This is a genomic window from Stenotrophomonas terrae (assembly GCF_039674165.1).
GTDB lineage: Bacteria > Pseudomonadota > Gammaproteobacteria > Xanthomonadales > Xanthomonadaceae > Stenotrophomonas > Stenotrophomonas terrae_A.
The window spans coordinates 1-19552 of sequence record NZ_JBDJMY010000003.1; the positions used below are offsets into that span (position 1 = coordinate 1).

At 63.9% G+C, this 19552-nt stretch carries 15 protein-coding genes; 8 read left to right on the forward strand and 7 right to left on the reverse strand.

Annotated features, from left to right (window positions below; genetic code table 11):
- Nucleotides 1-73: 73 nt before the first annotated feature.
- The 3 genes from ABE493_RS01945 to ABE493_RS01955 form a co-directional block, all read right to left on the reverse strand.
- Entirely contained in the window at nt 74-1429 is a 1356-nt protein-coding gene (locus ABE493_RS01945; RefSeq protein WP_346496765.1) for a Gfo/Idh/MocA family protein, read from the reverse strand.
- A 117-nt stretch (nt 1430-1546) separates the two neighbouring features.
- Nucleotides 1547-4528 (reverse strand): TonB-dependent receptor plug domain-containing protein, encoded by a 2982-nt coding sequence (locus tag ABE493_RS01950; RefSeq protein ID WP_346496767.1) that lies wholly within the window; start codon nt 4526-4528, stop codon nt 1547-1549.
- Between the two features lie 123 nt (nt 4529-4651).
- Nucleotides 4652-8014, reverse strand: coding sequence for a TIM-barrel domain-containing protein (locus ABE493_RS01955; RefSeq protein WP_346496769.1), 3363 nt, complete (start codon nt 8012-8014; stop codon nt 4652-4654).
- Nucleotides 8015-8329: 315 nt separating this feature from the next.
- On the opposite strand from ABE493_RS01955, the gene ABE493_RS01960 reads away from it, so the two are divergent.
- The 6 genes from ABE493_RS01960 to ABE493_RS01985 all read left to right on the forward strand — a co-directional run bounded on the left by ABE493_RS01960 (nt 8330) and on the right by ABE493_RS01985 (nt 15613).
- Nucleotides 8330-9484, forward strand: a complete 1155-nt coding sequence (locus ABE493_RS01960; RefSeq protein ID WP_346496771.1) for an SIS domain-containing protein — start codon at nt 8330-8332, stop codon at nt 9482-9484.
- Nucleotides 9477-10427 (forward strand): ROK family protein, encoded by a 951-nt coding sequence (locus ABE493_RS01965; RefSeq protein WP_346496773.1) that lies wholly within the window; start codon nt 9477-9479, stop codon nt 10425-10427. Before ABE493_RS01960 ends, ABE493_RS01965 begins: the two co-directional genes overlap by 8 nt.
- A gap of 2 nt (nt 10428-10429) precedes the next feature.
- Nucleotides 10430-11764 carry a D-tagatose-bisphosphate aldolase, class II, non-catalytic subunit gene (locus tag ABE493_RS01970; protein ID WP_346496775.1) on the forward strand — a complete coding sequence of 445 codons (1335 nt, stop codon included), beginning with the start codon at nt 10430-10432 and terminating at the stop codon, nt 11762-11764.
- 26 nt (nt 11765-11790) lie between these two features.
- Nucleotides 11791-12573: a DeoR family transcriptional regulator gene (locus ABE493_RS01975; protein WP_346496987.1), complete on the forward strand. Its 783-nt coding sequence runs from the start codon at nt 11791-11793 to the stop codon at nt 12571-12573.
- On the forward strand, nt 12570-13682 hold the full coding sequence (nagA, locus tag ABE493_RS01980; protein WP_346496777.1) for an N-acetylglucosamine-6-phosphate deacetylase: 1113 nt from the start codon (nt 12570-12572) through the stop codon (nt 13680-13682). Before ABE493_RS01975 ends, nagA begins: the two co-directional genes overlap by 4 nt.
- A gap of 131 nt (nt 13683-13813) precedes the next feature.
- Nucleotides 13814-15613 carry an MFS transporter gene (locus ABE493_RS01985; protein WP_346496779.1) on the forward strand — a complete coding sequence of 600 codons (1800 nt, stop codon included), beginning with the start codon at nt 13814-13816 and terminating at the stop codon, nt 15611-15613.
- Between the two features lie 465 nt (nt 15614-16078).
- Here the strand turns inward: ABE493_RS01985 and rplS are convergent, their stop codons facing one another.
- The 4 genes from rplS to rpsP form a co-directional block, all read right to left on the reverse strand.
- Entirely contained in the window at nt 16079-16486 is a 408-nt protein-coding gene (gene rplS, locus ABE493_RS01990; RefSeq protein ID WP_293716960.1) for a 50S ribosomal protein L19, read from the reverse strand.
- Nucleotides 16487-16620: 134 nt separating this feature from the next.
- Entirely contained in the window at nt 16621-17400 is a 780-nt protein-coding gene (gene trmD, locus ABE493_RS01995; protein WP_057626602.1) for a tRNA (guanosine(37)-N1)-methyltransferase TrmD, read from the reverse strand.
- A gap of 4 nt (nt 17401-17404) precedes the next feature.
- Nucleotides 17405-17920 carry a ribosome maturation factor RimM gene (gene rimM / locus ABE493_RS02000; RefSeq protein WP_346496782.1) on the reverse strand — a complete coding sequence of 172 codons (516 nt, stop codon included), beginning with the start codon at nt 17918-17920 and terminating at the stop codon, nt 17405-17407.
- Nucleotides 17921-17958: 38 nt separating this feature from the next.
- Complete coding sequence (rpsP, locus tag ABE493_RS02005; RefSeq protein ID WP_282273428.1) at nt 17959-18219, reverse strand: 30S ribosomal protein S16; 261 nt, start codon at nt 18217-18219, stop codon at nt 17959-17961.
- Nucleotides 18220-18461: 242 nt separating this feature from the next.
- Here rpsP and ABE493_RS02010 point away from each other — a divergent pair, with 242 nt between their 5' ends.
- A complete protein-coding gene (locus tag ABE493_RS02010; protein ID WP_346496989.1) occupies nt 18462-18674 on the forward strand; it encodes a ParD-like family protein in 213 nt (70 codons plus the stop codon).
- Entirely contained in the window at nt 18671-19462 is a 792-nt protein-coding gene (gene map / locus ABE493_RS02015; RefSeq protein ID WP_346496785.1) for a type I methionyl aminopeptidase, read from the forward strand. The genes ABE493_RS02010 and map overlap by 4 nt, the downstream gene beginning before the upstream one ends.
- Nucleotides 19463-19552: the final 90 nt, after the last annotated feature.

The following is a 19552-nucleotide window of genomic DNA, read 5'->3' on the forward strand; positions in this document are numbered from 1 at the left end:
GTGGGTAGCGCTGCCCAGGGGGTGCCGGGGTCATGAGGGGTCCCGCCCCTAGCACCGGTGGCCCCCCCACTACCTAGTAGCTGCCGTCGAAGGCGAAGATCGGCTTGCGCTGCTGCCACAGGCCCTTGGTGAAATCCGGGAATTCCAGGGTCTGGAAGCTGTTGGCGATCGACTGCTCCGACAGCGGCGTGATCGCGCTCCAGGTCACCGCATCGTAGATGTCGATCGGCATCGGCGCCTTGGCCTTCAGTGCTTCAACGAAGGCATGGATCACGAACCAGTCCATGCCACCGTGACCGGCACTGGCAGCGGTCGCGGCATGCTGCTTCCACAGCGGGTGCTCGTACTGGTCCTGGTAGGTCTTGAACTCTTCCCACTGGTGCGGCGGGCTGCGGCCTTCGATATGGATGCCGTGGTTGACGTCCATCCACAGGCCCTTGGTGCCCTGCACGCGGAAGCCCATCGAATACGGGCGCGGCAGGGAGGTGTCGTGCTGCAGCAGGATGGTCTCGCCGTTCTCGCACGCCAGCGTGGTGGTGACAATGTCGCCCAGCTTGAAGGTGGCCTTGGTGCTCGGATGCGTGGTGCCGCCGCTCTTGGCCACGGTGTATTCGTGCAGGCCGCGCGCCTTGCTGGCGAACGCATTGATATGGGTGAAACGGTTACCGCGATTGATGCCTGTATACATCGCGCACGGGCCGATGCCGTGGCTGGGATACAACTCGCCATTGCGCTGCACCGAATGCTCGGTGCGCCAGCGCGCTTCCGACCAGCCCTTGGCACCAAACTCAACGCCGCTGTCGTAGGGCTGCGACGGATCGCCGGAATTGAACTTCACCCCGCGCAGGTCGTGCTGATAGCCGCCCTGCAGATGCACCAGCTCGCCGAACAGGCCTTGACGCACCATCTGCAGCGCCGCCATCACATCGCGCCGGTAGCAGACATTCTCCAGCAGCATGTATGGAGTGCCGGTGGCCAGCTGGGTGTTGAGTACATCCCAATGGTCCTGCAGGGTAATGCCGGCAACCACTTCGCAGCCCACCGCCACCTTGGCCTGCATCGCGGCAATCGCCATCGGTGCATGCAGTTCCCACGGAGTGGCAATGATCACGCCGTCCAAACCGCGCTGCTCCAGCAGGCGCTTCCAGGCATTCTGGTCGCGGTCGGCACCATAGGCCTGCGGCGCCGGTTTGCCGGCCTTGGCCACCATGTCCATCGCACGGCCGAGCATGATCGGTTCGATGTCGCACAGGGCAACCACTTCCACGTCGTCACGGCGTACCAGCTCCTTCAGCAGCACCTGACCGCGCATGCCGGTGCCGATCACACCCAGACGCATCTTGCGGTTGCGTGCCCAGGCGGGGGTCTCGGGCAGCAGGCTGGTGGCGGCAAGGGCCGCACTGGCCATGATGAATTCCCTACGCTTCATTGTGTTTCCTCTTTCATGGATCTTGCCGGTGGTGACGTGCGTGTCACGACCTTGCTGACGGTGTCACTGTCTTCCCCCTCATGCAATGCATGAGGGGGAAGCGATGCTGCGGTTTGCTCAGAACTTGTAGGTCGCGGTGACGCTGTAGATACGGCCGAAGTTGTTGGTGTAACCGGAGAAGTTCATCCAGTCGTTCGGATCGTAGAACGGCAGGCGGTTGAACAGGTTCTTCACCGTGACGCCGACACTCAGCTTTTCGATCGGCCGCCAGTTCACGCTCAGGTTGGCCGTCCACCATGCCGGGGCGCCGCCACAATGGCCGGGAGCCAGGTCGAGGAAACTACCGGTGCAGGTCTGCGCGTTGTTGTCTTCCGCATCAACACGGTCGTAGGCCCACTTGGTACCGCCGACATAGTTGACGTAGAAGCCAGTGTCCCACTTGCCATACGTCCAGTTGGTGTTGAACGTCGCGCGCACCTTCGGGTTGTTGTAGTAGCCAACCAGGTTGCCGTAGTACCAGCCGTCGCCGTTGTCGGAGTTGTACATGTTGCGATTGGCGATGGTAGCTGCCACACCGATGTTCAGACGGCCCCATTCCCCCAGGTCGAAGCGGCTGCGCAGATCCACGTCGAAGCCATCGATCAGGGTGCGGCCACGGTTGCTGTACTGGCCGATCACACTGGCTACGTTGCCGATGCTGTAGCCCGGCAAGGTACCCGGACAGGTCACACCGCTGGACGGGTCGCTGCACATGGCGGCCAGCGCAGCAAGGTTGGACTTGTCGGACTCGGTGATCGGGAAGCGGGTCATCGAGTCGATGTCTTCTTCCTTGCTGTAATCCGGCGCGACGATCTCATCACGGCGGTACACGAACCAGTAGTCGGCCGACACCGACAACCAATCGGTCGGCTCCAGCACGAAGCCCAAGGTGGCGATCTTCGCCTTCTCCGGCTTCAGATCCTGGTTGGGTTGGGTCATGCGTGCCACGTTGCGGCTGCAATCGCTGTTGAACAGGCTGTTGCCCAGGTCCTGGTCGACGACGCGGTTGGACTGCCGCAACAAACCGGCAATTGCATTGGTTTCGGCGCAACGGACTTCATCACGGTAGCCACCGATCTGTGCGTACACGCCACCGCTGCCGGCCTCGGCCAGGCTGGGTGCACGGAAGCCTTCGGAATAGGTACCACGCAGCATCAACTGCGGCAGCGCCTGGTACTTCAGGCCGATCTTCGGCGCGGCATTGGCGCTGAAGCCCGGGTACTTGTCCAGACGCAGTGCCAGGTCCATCTCCAACTTGTCGGTGAGCGGCGCCACGGCTTCGCCGAAGATTGCATAGGTGTTGCGCTTGCCGTCGAACCACGAGCCACCCTGCTGGGTGATCAGGCCGTTTGCAGCATCCGGGTTGCCCGGCGTATAGAAGGTTTCGCGGGTAGCGTTGAAGCCGAATGCCGCGCGCACTTCACCGGCCGGCATGTTGAACAGCGGGCCTTCGATCTTGCCGTCCAAGGTGTGCAGACGCGTCCACGACTCGATGTCGAAGGTCGGGAAGGCTTCACGGATCAGCGCCGCATTGGCCTCACTGATCTCACCGAACTTGTAGGCCGGGTGATCGGAAATGATGACGCGGCCGGTGCCCGGATCGACGGTATACGGGCCGAATGCCTTCTCGAAGCCCTTCAGGTTGACGTTGGTGGTCTGGTAGGTGACCGAGTGCGAGCCGGCGGTGGCGAACGCGGTTTCCCAGTTCCAGTCGCCAGCAGCGCCACGCAGACCTGCCACCACGCGGTAGCTGTCATCGGTATTGCGCTGGCCGAAGTGGCCACCGCCGACGTCCTGCAGCAGGTAACCCAAACCGACCACACCGCCCATCATCGCCTTCAATTCCGGGCTGGCATGGTTGTATTCGTTGTTCGGGCCCAACCACGGGGTCAGGAACTGGTTGACCGTATTGCCGGTGTTGCGCGAGAACCAGCTCTGCGGGTTGCCGGTGGTGGTGCCATACGCGCGCGGCGTGCCGCCATTGGCATGCAGGTCGATGTCGGTATAGGTGACTTCGGCAAACGCCTCGGTGCTGTCGTTGAGCTGGTAATGGCCATTGACGTAGGCAGTGACGCGCTTGGAATCCGCGCCGCCATTGATCTGCCGGTTCATCCAGGTCTGCCAGATGCAGCGCGTGCCGCTGCTGACCTGCAGCACGTTGTTGCAACCCGGTGCGGCCTCATCCCTGCGCGCGCCGGTGACCGGATCGATCGCGTAGTAATAGCCAGGATTGAACACGCCCGGCGCGCTGCCGGTGTCCAAGCGCAGGTTCTTGATGTAATCCGGATTGTTGACGTAGAACTGGCCCGGGTTCTTCAGGTACCACTCGCTGTCCGGAATGCCATCGCGCTCATAGAGATTGACGCTGGCATAGACGTTGTAGCCGTCCTCGGCCATGTCACCAAAGCCACCGGTAACGCTGGCCTGCTTCTCGCCGAAGGAATCAAAACGCGAGGCGGTGTCCCAGGTGCCACTGACTTCCAGGCCCTGGTAGCTGCTCTTGGTGATGACGTTGATGACGCCGGCCACCGCGTCGGTGCCGTAAACCGCCGACGCACCATCGGTCAGCACTTCCATGCGTTCGATGACGGCGGCAGGAATGGCATCGATGTTGACGAACTGGGTCTGGAAGCCAGCTGGAGCGCCGTAATACGACAGGCGGCGACCGTTCAACAACACCAGCGTGCCCTGCGCGCCGAGGCCACGCAGATTGGCCTGCGAGGCGCCATCGGAACCGGTGAACAGCGACTTGGAATCGACCTGGCCTGGCCGTGCCGCCGGCAGGTTGTCGAGCACCTGCAACAGCGTGCGCGCGCCCATGTTTTCGATGTCCTGCTTGCTGATCACCTGCACCGGCGATGCGGTTTCCACATCGGTGCGGCGGATGTTGGAACCGGTGACCTCGATGCGCGAAAGCTCGGTGGTCTTGTCCTTTTCCTTTTCTTTCTCGGCGCTGGTCTGCGCGAACGCAGGTGCGGCGATGGCGAACAACACGCTGGCGACAGCCAACGATAACGGGGCTGGCAAACAGCGTTTGGCACTGCGATTGGCTGGCAACATCGGGGTTCTCTCCTGGCAAGGGCACGCAAAAAAAACAGCAGATGGCGGGCAAAGCGATCCCATGCCACGGTTTTTGAACCGTAGCCGGGGTAATCCGGTGGGAAGAGCGGTGTTACGGGTAGGTCATGGCGCGAGGATGTCGGCGGAATCGCCCTCCTCGCCGATCAGTACGGCATTGGCCCAGTTGGCGCAGACCTGGGACGGTTGGCTGCCCTGCGCGCCCAAGGTGCGCAGACTCAATTTGGACAGACCGCGGATGTCGAGCTCGGGCTTGACCACACCCGGCGCTTTCACGAAGCCGCTGTCATAGAGCAGGCGGTCATCGCCCCATACCTGGAACTGCAGGCCACCGGCCTGACGGCATTGGTCGTCGACGCCCAGATCGGCACGCAGTGTCTTCCACTGGCCTTTCAAGTTCATGTCGATGCGGCTTTGTGCGCCGACGCCAAGGCCGCGGCGGAACTGCAGACCATTCATGCGCATTGGCACTTCAGCGGCGAACGAGCGGTCGGCATGTACCTGGGCGGCCAACACGGCCGGCAGCGGCAGCTGGGAGAGGTATAGCTGCCGCGCCGGCCGCTCGGCCGTTTGCTGCTCGAGGATGTGGAAAGTGGACAGTGCAATCGGGCCAACATCGCGCGGCTGCAATGCATCCACTGCGCGTGCAGTATTGCCCTGCGCGGCGGTCACCATCGGATCGGCGCCGCTTGCGCCATCGCCATCCGGGTTCTGCACGCTGAGCACGCGGAAGCGCAGCAGACGACCGGCATGGGCCGGGAAGTCGATGCGCTGGAGTTCCTGCTTCAGCTGCAGGTGACCGCTGGCAATCGGCTTGCCCCACTCGCCATTACTGTCGGCCATGTAAATTTCGTAATCGCGCACCTGGCCGTGCTTCCAGTGCTGGTCGTTGCGCGGTGCCAGCTCGATGCCGTCTATCAGCTTGCGCTCGCCAAAGCCCACCACCCACTCATGGGCGCCGGTGCGGATGGCTTGGTTGCGTACGCTGCGGAACCAAGTTGCCGGATCGTCGTCGAAGGCATTTTCCAGCGGATGGCCGGGTTCTTCGGCCGGACGGTTGACCACCAGCAGGCTGTCGGAAGGCAGCGCGCGGCCCAGTTCCGGCGCGTTCGGGAAGGCATCGTCGGCCAGCGCGGCGGCAACCGGGAAATCCAGTTGCAGTTTCAGCGGCGCGCGGATGTCCTGGGTCGCAGTGCGCACGTGCAGCGTACCTTTGCGCTCCTTGGCATCGAAATACCAACCTTCGCTTGCTGCCTGCAGTGCTGCGGCATCGGCCAGCTTGGGCAGCGCGCGGCCATCGAGCTGCACGGCGGTCGGGGCATTGCGATTCAACACGCGCAGGCCGTAACGACGCTGCGCCAATTGGCCCTGGTACTCGCCCTGCACCGGCGCGATCTCCACCTGCACCGGGCCACTGCCCTGCGCAGGTGCCTGTACGCGGATCTGCTGCGTGCTGGATTCGCCCTTCTGGTAGCGACGGGTGCTGCCATCGTCTTCATACAACGTGTAGCTGGACTCGCCCTGCGGGTACAGATCGAAGCTCACTTCATCCAGCGGCTTTTCGCCGTCGAACAACATCTCCGGATACATCGGCAGGATCGCGCCGGCGCGCACGAATACCGGCAGCGTCGCCAGCTCGACCGGACGGTCGAGTTGCTTGCCCGCGGCACCGGCCTGCAGATGGCGGCCATCCCAGTAGTCGTACCAACCGCCGGCCGGCAGATGGATGTCGCGGCGCCAGCCACGGCTTGCCGCCTGGCTGCGGTAGACCGGTGCAACCAGCAGGTCGCGGCCGAGCAGGAACTGATACTTGTAGGTTTCGTCCTGCGCGTGCGGGTCCTGCGGGTTGTCCCACATCAGCCCGCGTACCGGTGGTGCGCCAGTCTGTGCGGCCTCGTGTACCAGCCCGTACATATACGGGGTGAGGCGCATTTTCAGCTTGAGGTAGTCGCGGTTGATCGAGCGGTAGGGTTCGTCGAACCACCACGGGTGCTTGCGCGCGTTCGATGACCAGCCGGACATGCCCATCAGCACAGGAGTGAAGGTCTTCCACTGCAGGTCGCGGGTGAAGGTTTCGGCGCTGCCGCCGAAGATCGCATCGACGTCGCCGCTGGCGTAGGCCATGCCCGACAGCCCGGAGCCGACAAGGGTTGGCACGTGCCAGCGGATGTAATCCCAGCTGCTGCTCTGGTCACCGGTCCACGCAACCGCATAGCGCTGGATGCCGGCCCAACCCATCACAGTCCACAGGAACGGGCGCGAGTCGGAATTGTTGAGGATGCCGTCGAAGGCCTGGCGGTTCGCATCCATCGCGAACTGATAGCCCTGCCCGGTCCAGGCCACGTCCAGCTTCTGCACGCGGCTGCCGGCCTTGCCCACTTCCCAGGCAATTTTGTCGACACCGTTCTCGGTCCACAGACCGGTCTTGAAGCCGTACTTGGCCAAACCCTGCGCGGTTTCCGGCAGCTGCTTGTAGCCGCAGCCGTAGCCATCGTTGGGCAGGATCCAGCCGCCCGGCATGTCGTTTTCGCGATACTTGGCAGCGACACTGTTGACCACATCGATGGTGGTACCGGTGGGACCATCGCTCCAGCCCTCGGGCACGCTGCCGGGCTTTTTGACGTTGTCGCCGTCGTTGTAGCAATCGGCATCGCCGTAGGACAGCGCCCAGCGCGCGACCATGTTCGGTCGGCCGGTCAGCTGCGTATAGCGCTCCAGCAGCCGCTGCAGATCGTTGCCTACGAAGTAATACGCGTCGAAGCGGTCTTCGCGGTGCAGCAACGTTGCTTGATCGGGCTGGCGCAGGTCGTAGCTGCCGTCGCTCCAGGTGTTGCGCAACATGCCCCAGCCGCGTGAGCTGAGCAGCATCGGCGCCGGGCTCGGGCGGTCGCCCTCTTCCCAGCCACCGGAATAGGAAACTTCAAGTTCGCGGCCCTTGAACTGGAAACGGCCGTTCTGCTGACCACCACCGTAGAAGGCTTCATCGGCCTGCGAGGACAGCACCTGCACGCTCTGCTCGGCTGCCAGGTCCAGCGGCTGCTGTTCCTGCCACAGCGGTACCGATTTGCCGCCGTCCAGGCGCTCCAGGCGCAGCTGCAAGGGCTGCCGCTGCACATGCAGGACCAACGCCGGGGTACGCACGCGAATTTCCTGCGCGTCTTCTTCCAGTTGTGCCTGTACCGGCTGTACCGGCTGCGGCAACACGATGGGCGCAGCCTTGTCACCGGCTCCGCTCAACTTGCCGTTGCGGCCGGCCTGCACATGCACGATGTCGTTGGCCAGCACCTCGATGCGCAGGGTGCTGCCGGTATCACTGCGTACGTCCCAGGCGCGTACGCCGTCGCGGCCATCGCTGGCAGTGACCGTGCGCAGGTTGCCGATGGGCTCGGCCTGTGCGGTCACTGCCGGCAACAACAGGGCCGAAAGCAGCGCCAGCAACAGCGGCGATTGACGAACGCAGTGTTCCACCTTGCCTCCAACCCGTTCAACGGGCGTTTCGAAACCGAGTGCGCCGACTCTAGGGCAGTAAATCGAAAGATGTCAACAAAATGAAAGCCAAAAGTAAGTAAGATTTCTTCCATGCGAAAGATGGTGCAGAGCACCATCTTTCATATCGCCAAACTGACTGTATTCATTGCTGCGAAAGCGTTTCGCGAGAAACCTTTCGCTTGGGACGATTCTCAAGCAGGCAAAGCGGCACGATTATTTTCTTTCGTTTTACTTTCGCTATTTGACATTTCGAAAGAAAAGAAAGATCGTGCGCTGGCCAATCAGGAATCACACATGGATGCCACCCTGCTTCACGATCTGACCGCCTGGCAGCGCCTGGGCGGAGCCGACACCGCTACCGAAATCGCCCAGCAGCCTGCGCTGTGGGAAACCCTTGCAGCTGATCTGCAACAGGCCAGCTCGCGCCTGCAGGATTTCCTCGGCCAGCGCCTGTCCGACCCGCGCCAACGGGTGATCTTCACCGGCGCCGGCAGCTCGGGCTTCATTGCCGAGATGGTGGCCGACAGCATCAACGCGCAGTGGCCGGCCGAGGTGCGCGCCGTGCACACCACCAGCCTGCTCACCCACCCGGCGCTATACCTGCAGCGTGACCGCCCGACCCTGCTGGTGTCGTTCGGCCGCAGTGGTTCCAGCCCGGAAAGCGTTGCCGCCGTCGACCGCGTATGTGCCGACGTGGACGATGCCCGCTTCCTCGACATCACCTGCAATGCCGAAGGCGAACTGGCCCGCCGTGGTGCCGGCCGCGAGGACACCTGCACCGTGCTGATGCCGGCCGCCAGCTGCGACCGCGCCTTCGCCATGACCAGCAGCCTGAGCTGCATGCTGCTGACCGCGTTGACGGTATTCGACAGCGCGCCATGGGCCGAACGCGTACAGCGCCTGCAGCAGGTTGCCGCACTCGCCCGGCAGGGCCTGGGCAACTGGGATGCGGCCGTTGCCGCACTGGCCACGCAGCCGTACAACCGGGTGATCTACCTGGCCAGCGGCCCGCTGGAAGCACTCGCCCGCGAGGCCGCGCTGAAGGTGCTGGAACTCACCGCCGGCCGCGTGCTGGCGCTGGCCAATACGCCGCTGGGTTTCCGCCACGGGCCCAAGTCCACGCTCAACGATGAAACGCTGGTAGTGGTACTGCGCAGTGCCGAGCCGCTGTCGCGCCGCTACGAACAGGATCTGCTGGAAGAACTGCGCGGCGACGGCGTCGCCGGCAAGGTGCTGTCGATCGGCCCGCATTCGGATCTGGGCATCCACGACGACTACACGCTGGCGGTCCCGGCCTTGCCCGACAGCTGGCTGGCACCGGTGTGGCTGCCGTTCGCACAGCTGTATGCGTTGCAGCGCTCGGCCGCACTTGGGCTGACGCCGGACAATCCGTTCCCTGACGGCACCGTCAACCGCGTGGTCAAGGGCGTCACCATCCACCATGGCTGATACCCGCGCCCCAGCCTGTTACGGCATCGACATCGGCGGTACCAAGATAGAACTGGTGGCCTGCGATGCCGCCCTGCAGGTTGCGTGGCGCAAACGCATCGCTACTCCGCAGGGCGACTACAGCGGCTTTCTGCAGGCGGTGGAAACGCTGGTTGCAGATGCCGATGCCGAACTCGGCCAACGCGCCGACGCCATCGGCATCGCCCTGCCCGGCGTGCGCGAGCGCCGCAGTGGCCGCCAGCTCAGCGCCAACGTACCGGCACTGACCGGCCAATGCGTTGCTGCCGATCTGCAGGCGCGGCTGCAACGGCCGCTGCATTTCGGCAACGACCTGCAGTGCTTTGCCTTGTCCGAAGCACACGGCGGTGCGGCTGACGGCTATGCCAGCATGTTCGGCGCCATCCTCGGCACTGGTGCCGGCGGCGGTTACTGCCTGCACGGCAAGCTGGTCGGCGGCTTCAACGGCCTGGCCGGCGAATGGGGCCACTGGAGCGTGCCGGCCAACCTGCTGCAACGCCACGGCCTGCCGTTGCTGGACTGCGGCTGCGGCCTGCGCGGCTGCGTGGAGCGCTATGTGTCCGGCAGCGGCGTGGCGATGATCGAACGGCACCTGGGGGGCAACGCTGCCAATGCCAGCGAAGTCATCGCCTTGGCCGAAGCCGGCGATGCCCGCGCCATGCATGCGTTGGACATCCATCGCGACCTGCTCGGGCACAGTTTCGCCGCGCTGATTCTCGCGCTGGACCCGCATGTGATCGTGCTTGGCGGCGGCCTGTCGCAATACGCGCCGCTGTATCAGCAACTACCCGCAGCCATCGCTGCACATCTGTTCAATGGCGTGGAAGTGCCGCCGATCGTGCCACCACGTTTCGGCGATGCCGGCGGCGCACGTGGTGCCGCCCTGCTCGCCTGCCAACCTGCCTATCTGATTCCCGGAGCCTGACCATGTCACCGCTGCAGTCCCTGCTTGCCTCTCATCGCCAAGGCCACAACGTCGGCCTGTACAGCGTCTGCTGCAGCAACGAACAGGTGTTGCGCGCCGCCATGCACGTGGCCGCGCGCCACGGCACCGTGCTGCTGATCGAAGCCACCTCCAACCAGGTAGACCAGTTCGGCGGCTACACCGGCATGACCCCGCCGCAGTACCGCGCCTATGTGGAAGCCTTGGCCGACGAAGAAGGCTTTCCGCGTGCGCGGTTGATCCTGGGCGGCGACCATCTCGGCCCGAACGCCTGGCAGAAGCAGCCTGCCGCCGAAGCCATGGCCAACGCGCGCGTATTGATCGACGCCTATGTCGCTGCCGGCTTCCACAAGATCCATCTGGATTGCAGCATGTCCTGCGCCGACGACCCGACCCCGCTGCCCGACGCGACCGTCGCCGCACGTTCGGCCGAGCTGGCGCACATCGCCGAAACCACCGCCAAGGCCATGGGCCTGCCGCCGCCGGTATATGTGATTGGTACCGAAGTGCCGATTCCCGGTGGCGAGGCCTCGCTGGCAGGTGGGCTGGCAGTCACCACGCCGGCCGCTGCCGCGCAGACCCTGGCCATCCACCAGCAGGCGTTTGATACGCCGGATCTACGCGATGCCTGGCAGCGCGTGATTGCGATGGTGGTACAGCCCGGCGTGGACTTCGACCACAGCAGCGTGCACGAGTACGACGCCGCTGCCGCCAGTGAACTGGCTGACTTCCTGGAACAGCAGCCGCGCATCGTATTTGAAGCGCACTCCACCGATTACCAGCGCGAATCCGGCTTGCATGCGCTGGTGCGCGACCACTTCGCCATCCTCAAGGTCGGCCCGGCGGCGACCTTCGCCTACCGCGAAGCCTTGTTTGCGCTGGCTGCGATTGAAGCCGAACTGCTGCCTGCCGACCAATGCTCCAAGCTGCCTCAGGTGCTGGAACAGGTGATGCTGGCCAAGCCGAAGAACTGGCAGGCCCATTACCACGGTGACGCGGACACGCTGCGCCTGCTGCGCTCCTACGCCTTCAGCGACCGCTGCCGCTACTACTGGGGCGAGCCGGAGCTGCTGCAGGCGGTGCAGACGCTGTTTGCCAATCTCGAACAACACATCCCACCGCTGGTGCTGCTCAGCCAATATCTGCCGGGCCAGTACTTGGCCGTGCGCGAAGGCCAGCTGGCTGCCACGCCGGCAGCGCTTGTACAGCACCGCATCGGCCAGTGCCTGGACGAATACGCGCGCGCCTGTAGTGCCAATCAGGCAGGTACTCGCAAGCAAAGCGAAAGTTTGCATGCCGCGAACCTTGCGAACGGTTAATCTCCGCTTTCAAACGCACAAGAGAACTGACCATGCGCAATACCCGTCCCCGCCGACAGCAGATCCTGCAGCGCCTGATCGACCAAGGCACCGTGCAGGTCGCCGAACTGGTTGATCAGTTCGGCGTGTCGGCGGTGACCATCCGTACCGACCTGGGCCACTTCGAGGCGCAGGGCCTGGCCACGCGCACCCACGGTGGGGCAACGCTGGTACGCATGCCGCCGCAGGAACAGGACATCCATGAGAAAGATGCGCTGAACCTGTCGCTGAAGGAATCCATCGGCATGCGCGCCGCGCAGCTGGTGCAACCCGGCGACAACATCATCATCGACTCCGGCTCCACCACCATGACCCTGGCCCGGCACCTGCGCGATCACCGCGATGTGACGGTGATGACCAATGGTTTGAACATCGCCTGGGAGCTGGCCAATGCCCCGGCCGTCAACGTGCTGCTGACCGGCGGCCTGCTGCGCAAGCAGTCGCTGTCGCTGCAGGGCAGCCAGGCCGAAGCCAGCCTCACCTCCTACAGCTTCGACACCTTGTTCCTGGGCGTGGATGGTCTTGATCTGCAGTTCGGCCTGACCACCCATGACGAAGCCGAAGCCCGCCTCAACCACCGCATGGTCGAACGCGCACGCCGCATCGTGGTACTGACCGACGCCTCCAAATTCGGCCGCGTCAGCCTGCATCGCATCGCCCGCCTCGACCAGATCCACGCCATCATCACCGACCCCGGCATCGACGAGGCAACCCGCGAAGGGCTGCAGCGGCAGGGCATCGAAGTGATAACCGCCGAGCCACCGCCATGACCGATACCCGCAGCCTGTACGGCCGCATCCTCACCCCGCTGGGCTGGCGCCGTGGCCATGTCCATTTCGACCAGCAACTGCGCACCTTGGAGCTGGAAGATCATGCCGGTGACGGCGGCGAGCTGCCGATCATCCTGCCCGGCTTCATCGACCTGCACGTGCATGGCGCGGCCGGCGTGGACCTGATGCAGGGCGGCGATGTCGCCCGCCGCATCGCCCACACCCACGCCCGCTACGGCACCACCACCCTGCTCGGCACCACCATGACCGCCGAGTACGGCGAGATCGAGAACGCCCTGCGCGGTGTGGCGCAGGTGATGGCAACACCGGACGCGGATGCCGCGCAGATCATCGGCGTGCATCTGGAAGGCCCTTTCATCAGCCCGCAGCGTCTGGGCGCGCAACCGCCACGCACGCTCGAGGCCACGCTGGAATCGGTACAACATCTGCACGCGCTTGCACCGATCAAGGTGCTGACCATCGCGCCGGAAATCGGCCAGCACACCGCCTTGATACCGGCCTTGGCAGCGATGGGCATCCGCGTGCAGATCGGCCACAGCGCCGGCACCTATGAAGACGCAGTGGCTGCATTGCAGGCCGGCGCTACCGGCTTTACCCATCTGTTCAACGGCATGACCGGTGTTGATCACTACAAGCCCGGCATCGCGGCTGCCGCCTTGGCGCATGCCGAGTACGCCGAACTGATTCCCGACCTGCAGCACGTGCATCGCGGCGCCATCCGCATGGCGGTACGCGCCATTCCGCGCCTGTACGCAGTCACCGATGCCACTGCCGCCACCGGCATGCCCGATGGCGAATACGCGCTGGGCGAGCAACGCGTGCACAAGTGCATGGGTTGCGTGCGGCTCTCGACCGGCTCGTTGGCCGGCAGCGCACTGACCATGGACCAGGCACTTCGAAATCTGGTGGATGTGGGCCTGGAACTGGCCGACGCCTCGCAGCGTGTTTCCACCATCCAGGCCGATTACCTGGGCCTGGAAGACCGCGGCCGCATCGCCCCCGGCCTGCGTGCTGACATGGTGGTGCTGGACCCGCAACTGCAATTGCAACAGGTATGGATAGCCGGCCATCCGGTCAACCCGAACTGATCCGCTCCATGTAGTGCCGAGCCATGCTCGGCATAGCGCATGAATTCCAGCGCGTTCCGGCAGCATAACGCCGGAACGAAGTGCAGCCGAGCATGGCTCGGCACTACAAAATCTTGCCCAGGAACGCGTTGATGACTGACACCACGTTTGCAGTGCCCGCCACCGACGCCGCGCCGCGTTGGCCCGTGCGCTATCTATTGTTCATCGCCGGCCTTGGCGGCCTGTTGTACGGCATCGACATCGGCATCATTGCCGGCGCCCTGCCCTACCTGGAAGCCACCGCCAGCCATGCCTGGCAACTGAGCAGCCAGCAGATGGGTTTCGTGGTGGCGGCGGTGTTGTTGGGCAGCGTGCTGTCCTCGTTGTTCGCCGGCATGATTGCCGACCTGATCGGCCGCCGCGGCGCGATGCTGCTGGCCGGTGTGTTGTTCACCGCCAGCATCCCGATCATGGCATTGGCTTCCGGCTACACGCCGCTGCTGTTGGGGCGCCTGCTGCAGGGCATCAGCGGTGGTTTGATCGGTGTGGTGGTGCCGCTGTATCTGGCTGAAGTATTGGGCCCGGAACGACGCGGCCGTGGCGCGGCGATGTTCCAGCTGTTGCTGACCGTAGGTTTGGTGCTGGCCGCACTGATTGGCCTGTATCAGGCGCATTCGGTGGATGCGGCGACCGAGTCGGTGCGCAACCTGCCGCTGGTGCAGCAGGCGCAGCATCTGTTCGCGGTCAAGGACCAGGCCTGGCGCACCATCTTCTGGACCTGCCTGTTGCCGGGCGTGGTGTTCTGCATCGGCCTGTTCTGGCTCAATGAATCACCGCGCTGGCTGGTACGCCGTGGCCGCATCGATGCCGCACGCCGTGGCCTGCAGGCCACGTTGCCCGCATCGCAGGTGGAAGCCACGCTGGCGCAGATCCAGAATCCGGTGACGGCCAAGGCCGAGGGCGAGCGCGACCGGCTTTTCAGCCGCCGCTACATGGTGCCGTTCGTGCTGGCCTGCCTGGTACTAGCCTTCACCCAGGCCACTGGCATCAACTCGATCCTTGCCTACGCGGTCAACATCCTCAACCAGGCCGGCCTGCCCGGCGCTGCCGCCAATGGCGCGGATGTGGCGATCAAGCTGCTCAACGTGATCATGACCTTGGTGGCCTTGTTCCTGGTCGACCGCAAAGGCCGCAAATTCCTGCTGATGATAGGCAGCGGCGGCATCTGCCTGGCCTTGCTGGCCGCTGCGATGCTGTTCTTCAAGGCCGAGCAGGGCCGCGCCGATGTGCAGCCGGCCTTGCAGCATGCGGTGCAGGCCGATGGCCTGCAGTTGCAGCTGGATGCTGCGCAATGGCATCAGCTGGCCGGCACGCGCAGCCAGGGCGAGCAACCGATGCAGCTGACCATATCGTGGACGTATGGCGGTTTCAGCGACGTGCGTTCGTTGCGCAGTGACGATCCCGGCGATCAGCAACTGCTGATCGAGCGCGCCACCACGGTACGCGGCGACAGCGTGATCGGCCGCTTCTTCCGCAGCCTGCATCTGAACCCGTTCCCGGACCCCAGCCAGGCCGCCGACGCACCGCTGCGCATCGAGCAGGCCTGGATAGGCCCAGTGCCGTCGGCTTCGCATGGCTGGGCAGTGGCCGCCTGCATCCTGGTGTTTGTTGCGTTCTTCGCGGTGGGCCCAGGTGTATGCGTGTGGCTGGCCTTGTCGGAACTGATGCCTAACCGGATCCGTTCGAACGGCATGAGCATCGCGCTGCTGATCAACCAGTTCGTCTCGACCACGATCGCGGCGGTATTCCTGCCGACGGTGGGCCATTACGGCTATGCCAGCATGTTCCTGTTCTGGGCCGCGTGTACGTTTGCGTTCTTCCTGATTGCTGCATTCTGGCTGCCGGAGACCAAGGGCAAGACGCTGGAGCAGATCGAGGCGCATTTCCGCTGAGCTGCTGTACGGCGAGAAGCCGGCGCAAGGATCAAAAGCCCCCTCATCCGCCCTCCGGGCACCTTCTCCCGCAAGCGGGAGAAGGGAAAGCTGGCATCACTTTGAACTGACGCATTGCTTGCGCTCAGGCATTGCTCTGCGCGGCCAACCATCAACACGCAAAAAGCCTAGCCTTCCCTTCTCCCGCTTGCGGGAGAAGGTGCCCGGAGGGCGGATGAGGGGGCTTCTGAGCTTCTGAGCTTCTGAGCTTCTACGCTTCTGAGCTTCTACGCTTCTGAGCTTCTGAGCTTCTGAGCTTCTGAGCTTCTACGCTTCTACGCTTCTACGCTTCTACGCTTCTACGCTTCTCACTTCTCACTTCTCACTTCTCACTTCTGCATTCGCAATGCTTCCCCCAACCCCACAAACGCAAACGGCCACCCGAAGGTGGCCGTTGCTGCAAACAGGCGGAGCCTGCTGCGAGGATTACTCGGCGGCCTTGGCGGCCAGACGAGCAGCCTTGGCCTGCTGGGCAGCAGCCAAGTCTTCCTTGATGCGGGCAGCCTTGCCTTCCAGGCCACGCAGGTAGTACAGCTTACCGGCGCGAACCTTACCGCGGCGCTTCACTTCGACCGAGTCGATGATGGCGCTGTGGGTCTGGAAAACGCGCTCGACGCCGTAGCCGTGCGAGATCTTGCGCACGGTGAAAGCGGAGTTCAGGCCAGCATTCTTGGTGCCGATGACGACGCCTTCGTATGCCTGCACGCGCTCACGGTTGCCTTCCTTGACCTTCACGTTCACCACGACGGTGTCGCCCTGGCTGAACTTCGGCAGTTCGCGGGTGATCTGGGCGGATTCGAATTCCGCGACGATGGACTTGTTCAGCTTGCTCATTGGGTTACACCGATTGTTCGGGGTGGGCGTGTCGGATCGACAGCTTGGGCTCATACAGTCGCCGGATTGCGCTGCACGTTATTGTTTTGGCTCCACGCAAGGCCATTCAGCCCACGGGAACTCGCAATTCTAACCTACTGGTCGCCACCGGCGCCAGTGGCTTGCTTGAACGAATCTGCAAGCGCCTGCCGGGCTTCGGCCAGCAGCTTGCGGTCAGCCTTGTTCAGGCTGGCTTCGTCCAAAAGATCAGGCCGCCGCAGGGCAGTCCGCAGCAGCGATTGCTGGCGGCGCCAAGCGGCAATGGCGGCGTGGTTGCCGGAGCGCAGTACGTCCGGCACATCGCCCAGCGCATGACTGGCCGGATGGCTGTAATGCGGGCAATCCAGCAGACCATCACCTTCAAAACTGTCCTGGACGGCCGATTCGGCGTCATTCAAGGCACCTTCTTGCAGGCGGGTGACCGCATCGATGATCACCGCCGCACCCAGCTCACCGCCGGACAGCACGTAATCGCCGATGGAGATCTCCTCGTCCACCTCGCTCGCCAGGAAACGCTCGTCCACGCCTTCATAGCGGCCACACAGCAGGATCATCCGCGGCAGAGCCGCCAATTCGCGCACTTTGGCCTGGTCCAGCGGCCGGCCTTGCGGGCTGAGGTAAATCAGCGGTGCAGGCGCCGGATCAGCGGCACGCGCCGCGGCCAGGGCCGCGCGCAGCGGCTCGATCAGCATCACCATGCCCGGGCCGCCGCCGAACGGACGGTCGTCCACCCGCCGGTAATTGCCCTGGGCGTAGTCGCGCGGGTTCCAGCCATGCAGCTCCAGCAAGCCCCGCTCCTGCGCACGACCGACCACGCCCAGCGCGGCCGATTGGGCGAGGAATTCCGGGAACAGGCTGATGACATCTACACGCACGGCTTTAGAACTCCGGATCCCAGTCAACCACGATCAGGTTGGCCTCGAAATCCACAGACTTGACGAAGTCGCCCATCACGAACGGAATCATCCGCTCGCGGTCACCGCGCGTTACCAATACGTCGTTGGAGCCGGTACTGAACAGGTGCGAGGCCATGCCCAGCTTGACGCCGTCCACGGTCTGCACGTCCAGGCCTTCCAGATCCACCCAGTAGTACTCATCCGCGCTCGGCGGCGGCAAGGCGCTGCGGGCGACGTAAATCTCGGTCCCGATCATGGCCTCAGCCACGTCGCGGTCGGTCACGCCCGGGAAGGTCGCAACCAGCGTCTTGCCCGAATCACGGCCACGCACACCGGTCAGCTCGGACTCCTGCCCCGCGGGGGTACGCAGAATCCAAGGCTGGTATTTGAAAATGGCGGAACGTGGCTCGGTCCAGGACTCAAGCTTTATTTCGCCGCGCACACCAAAAACGCCGGCAACCCTGCCCAGCAGGATCCGGCGCTCGATATCTTTCTTCATATAGCAGTCGGGCGGGGGGGTCGGGCTGCCCGCCAGGATCAGGCCGCAGCGGCCTGGGACTTGGACGCTTCCTTGTACAGGTTGCGAACCTTGTCGGTCATCTGGGCGCCGTTGGCGATCCACTTGTCACAAGCAGCGATATCCAGCACAACGCGCTGCTCGCCACCCTGTGCAACCGGGTTGTAGTAACCGACGCGCTCGATGTTGCGGCCGTCGCGGGCGCTACGAACGTCGGAAACGATGATGTGGTAGAACGGACGCTTCTTGGCGCCGCCGCGGGTCAGTCGAATCTTGACCATGGTGGTGTTTTCCTATGTTGCCCAGTCGCCAGGATGGCGCGGTAAGCCGGCGATTATAGCGACGGTGCCGGCCCATTCCAAGTCTGCCCCGTGGGCAAAGCTGAATACCCTCCAAACTCCCCTGCCCCGACGCGTCTTCTGCGCTTGCAGCGCCGTGCCCGTGATCTTCCGGTACCGGCAGATTCAGTGTCGATATATACGATTCGTATATGATCCATGCATTCTTTTTGCTGGAGCGCCGCATGGGCATCGTGAACATCGACGACGAGCTGCACGACAATCTGCGCCGGGCCAGTTCGGTCTCGGGGCGTTCAATCAACGCGCAGGCCGGGTTCTGGATCAAGATCGGCATGCTGTGCGAACTCAATCCGCAGCTGAGTTTCCAGGAAATCGTCGCCCGCGAGCTTTCCGCCGCCGGCGTACGCCCGTCCGCCTTGCTGGCGACAAGCGAATGATCAAGCAGCCACACGAGCTGGCGCTGATGGCCGAATCCGGCCGCCTGCTCGCCTCGGTGTTCGAGGCGCTGTTGAAGCTGCCGCTGGAAGGCATGACCACCTTGCAGGTCAACGACTGGGTGGAGCGCTACATCGTCCAGACCCTTCAGGCACGCCCGGCCAGCAAGGGCCAGTACGGCTTCGCCTACGTATTGAACAGCTCGATCGACAACGTGGTCTGCCACGGCGTGCCGTCCGCGTCCGACATCCTGCGCAATGGCAGCATTGTCAATCTCGACATCACCCTGGAGAAGAACGGCTACATCGCCGATTCCAGCCGGATGTTCCTGATCGGTGAAGTCAGCCACCCGGCGCAGCGACTGGTACGCGTCACCAACGAGGCGATGTGGAAAGGCATTGCCGCAGTGCGTCCCGGCGCGACGCTGGGTGACATCGGCTACGTCATACAACGCCACGCCAAGGCCGCCGGCTATTCGGTGGTGAAGGAATACTGCGGCCACGGCATCGGCCGCGAAATGCACGAGGAACCACAGGTACTGCACTACGGCCATCGCGGCACAGGGCTGGAACTGCAGGCCGGCATGACCTTCACCATCGAACCGATGATCAACCAGGGCCGCGCGGCGATCGACAACCACGACGATGGTTGGACCGTGACCACACGCGATGGGAAGTTGTCGGCGCAGTGTGAGCACACGGTGCAGGTGACGGAGACTGGCGTGCGGGTGCTGACGTTGCGCGATGAGGAACGGGCGTTCGCACAGAAGCTGCTTGGCACGCCCGTGTAGGACAGGCTTTTGTAGGAGCGGCGTAAGCCGCGAAGCTGGCATTCCTGGAACTGTCGGCACCTTTGCGACCTGATGATCTACCTGCTTCGC

Coding starts and splice junctions, on each gene's coding strand:
- rimM (WP_346496782.1), bottom strand. CDS start 17,920: ATGAAGAAAGATATCGAGCGCCGGATCCTGCTGGGCAGGGTTGCCGGC.
- ABE493_RS01960 (WP_346496771.1), top strand. CDS start 8,330: ATGGATGCCACCCTGCTTCACGATCTGACCGCCTGGCAGCGCCTGGGC.
- ABE493_RS01970 (WP_346496775.1), top strand. CDS start 10,430: ATGTCACCGCTGCAGTCCCTGCTTGCCTCTCATCGCCAAGGCCACAAC.
- ABE493_RS01950 (WP_346496767.1), bottom strand. CDS start 4,528: ATGTTGCCAGCCAATCGCAGTGCCAAACGCTGTTTGCCAGCCCCGTTA.
- ABE493_RS01965 (WP_346496773.1), top strand. CDS start 9,477: ATGGCTGATACCCGCGCCCCAGCCTGTTACGGCATCGACATCGGCGGT.
- ABE493_RS02010 (WP_346496989.1), top strand. CDS start 18,462: ATGGGCATCGTGAACATCGACGACGAGCTGCACGACAATCTGCGCCGG.
- nagA (WP_346496777.1), top strand. CDS start 12,570: ATGACCGATACCCGCAGCCTGTACGGCCGCATCCTCACCCCGCTGGGC.
- rpsP (WP_282273428.1), bottom strand. CDS start 18,219: ATGGTCAAGATTCGACTGACCCGCGGCGGCGCCAAGAAGCGTCCGTTC.
- ABE493_RS01945 (WP_346496765.1), bottom strand. CDS start 1,429: ATGAAGCGTAGGGAATTCATCATGGCCAGTGCGGCCCTTGCCGCCACC.
- rplS (WP_293716960.1), bottom strand. CDS start 16,486: ATGAGCAAGCTGAACAAGTCCATCGTCGCGGAATTCGAATCCGCCCAG.
- map (WP_346496785.1), top strand. CDS start 18,671: ATGATCAAGCAGCCACACGAGCTGGCGCTGATGGCCGAATCCGGCCGC.
- ABE493_RS01985 (WP_346496779.1), top strand. CDS start 13,814: ATGACTGACACCACGTTTGCAGTGCCCGCCACCGACGCCGCGCCGCGT.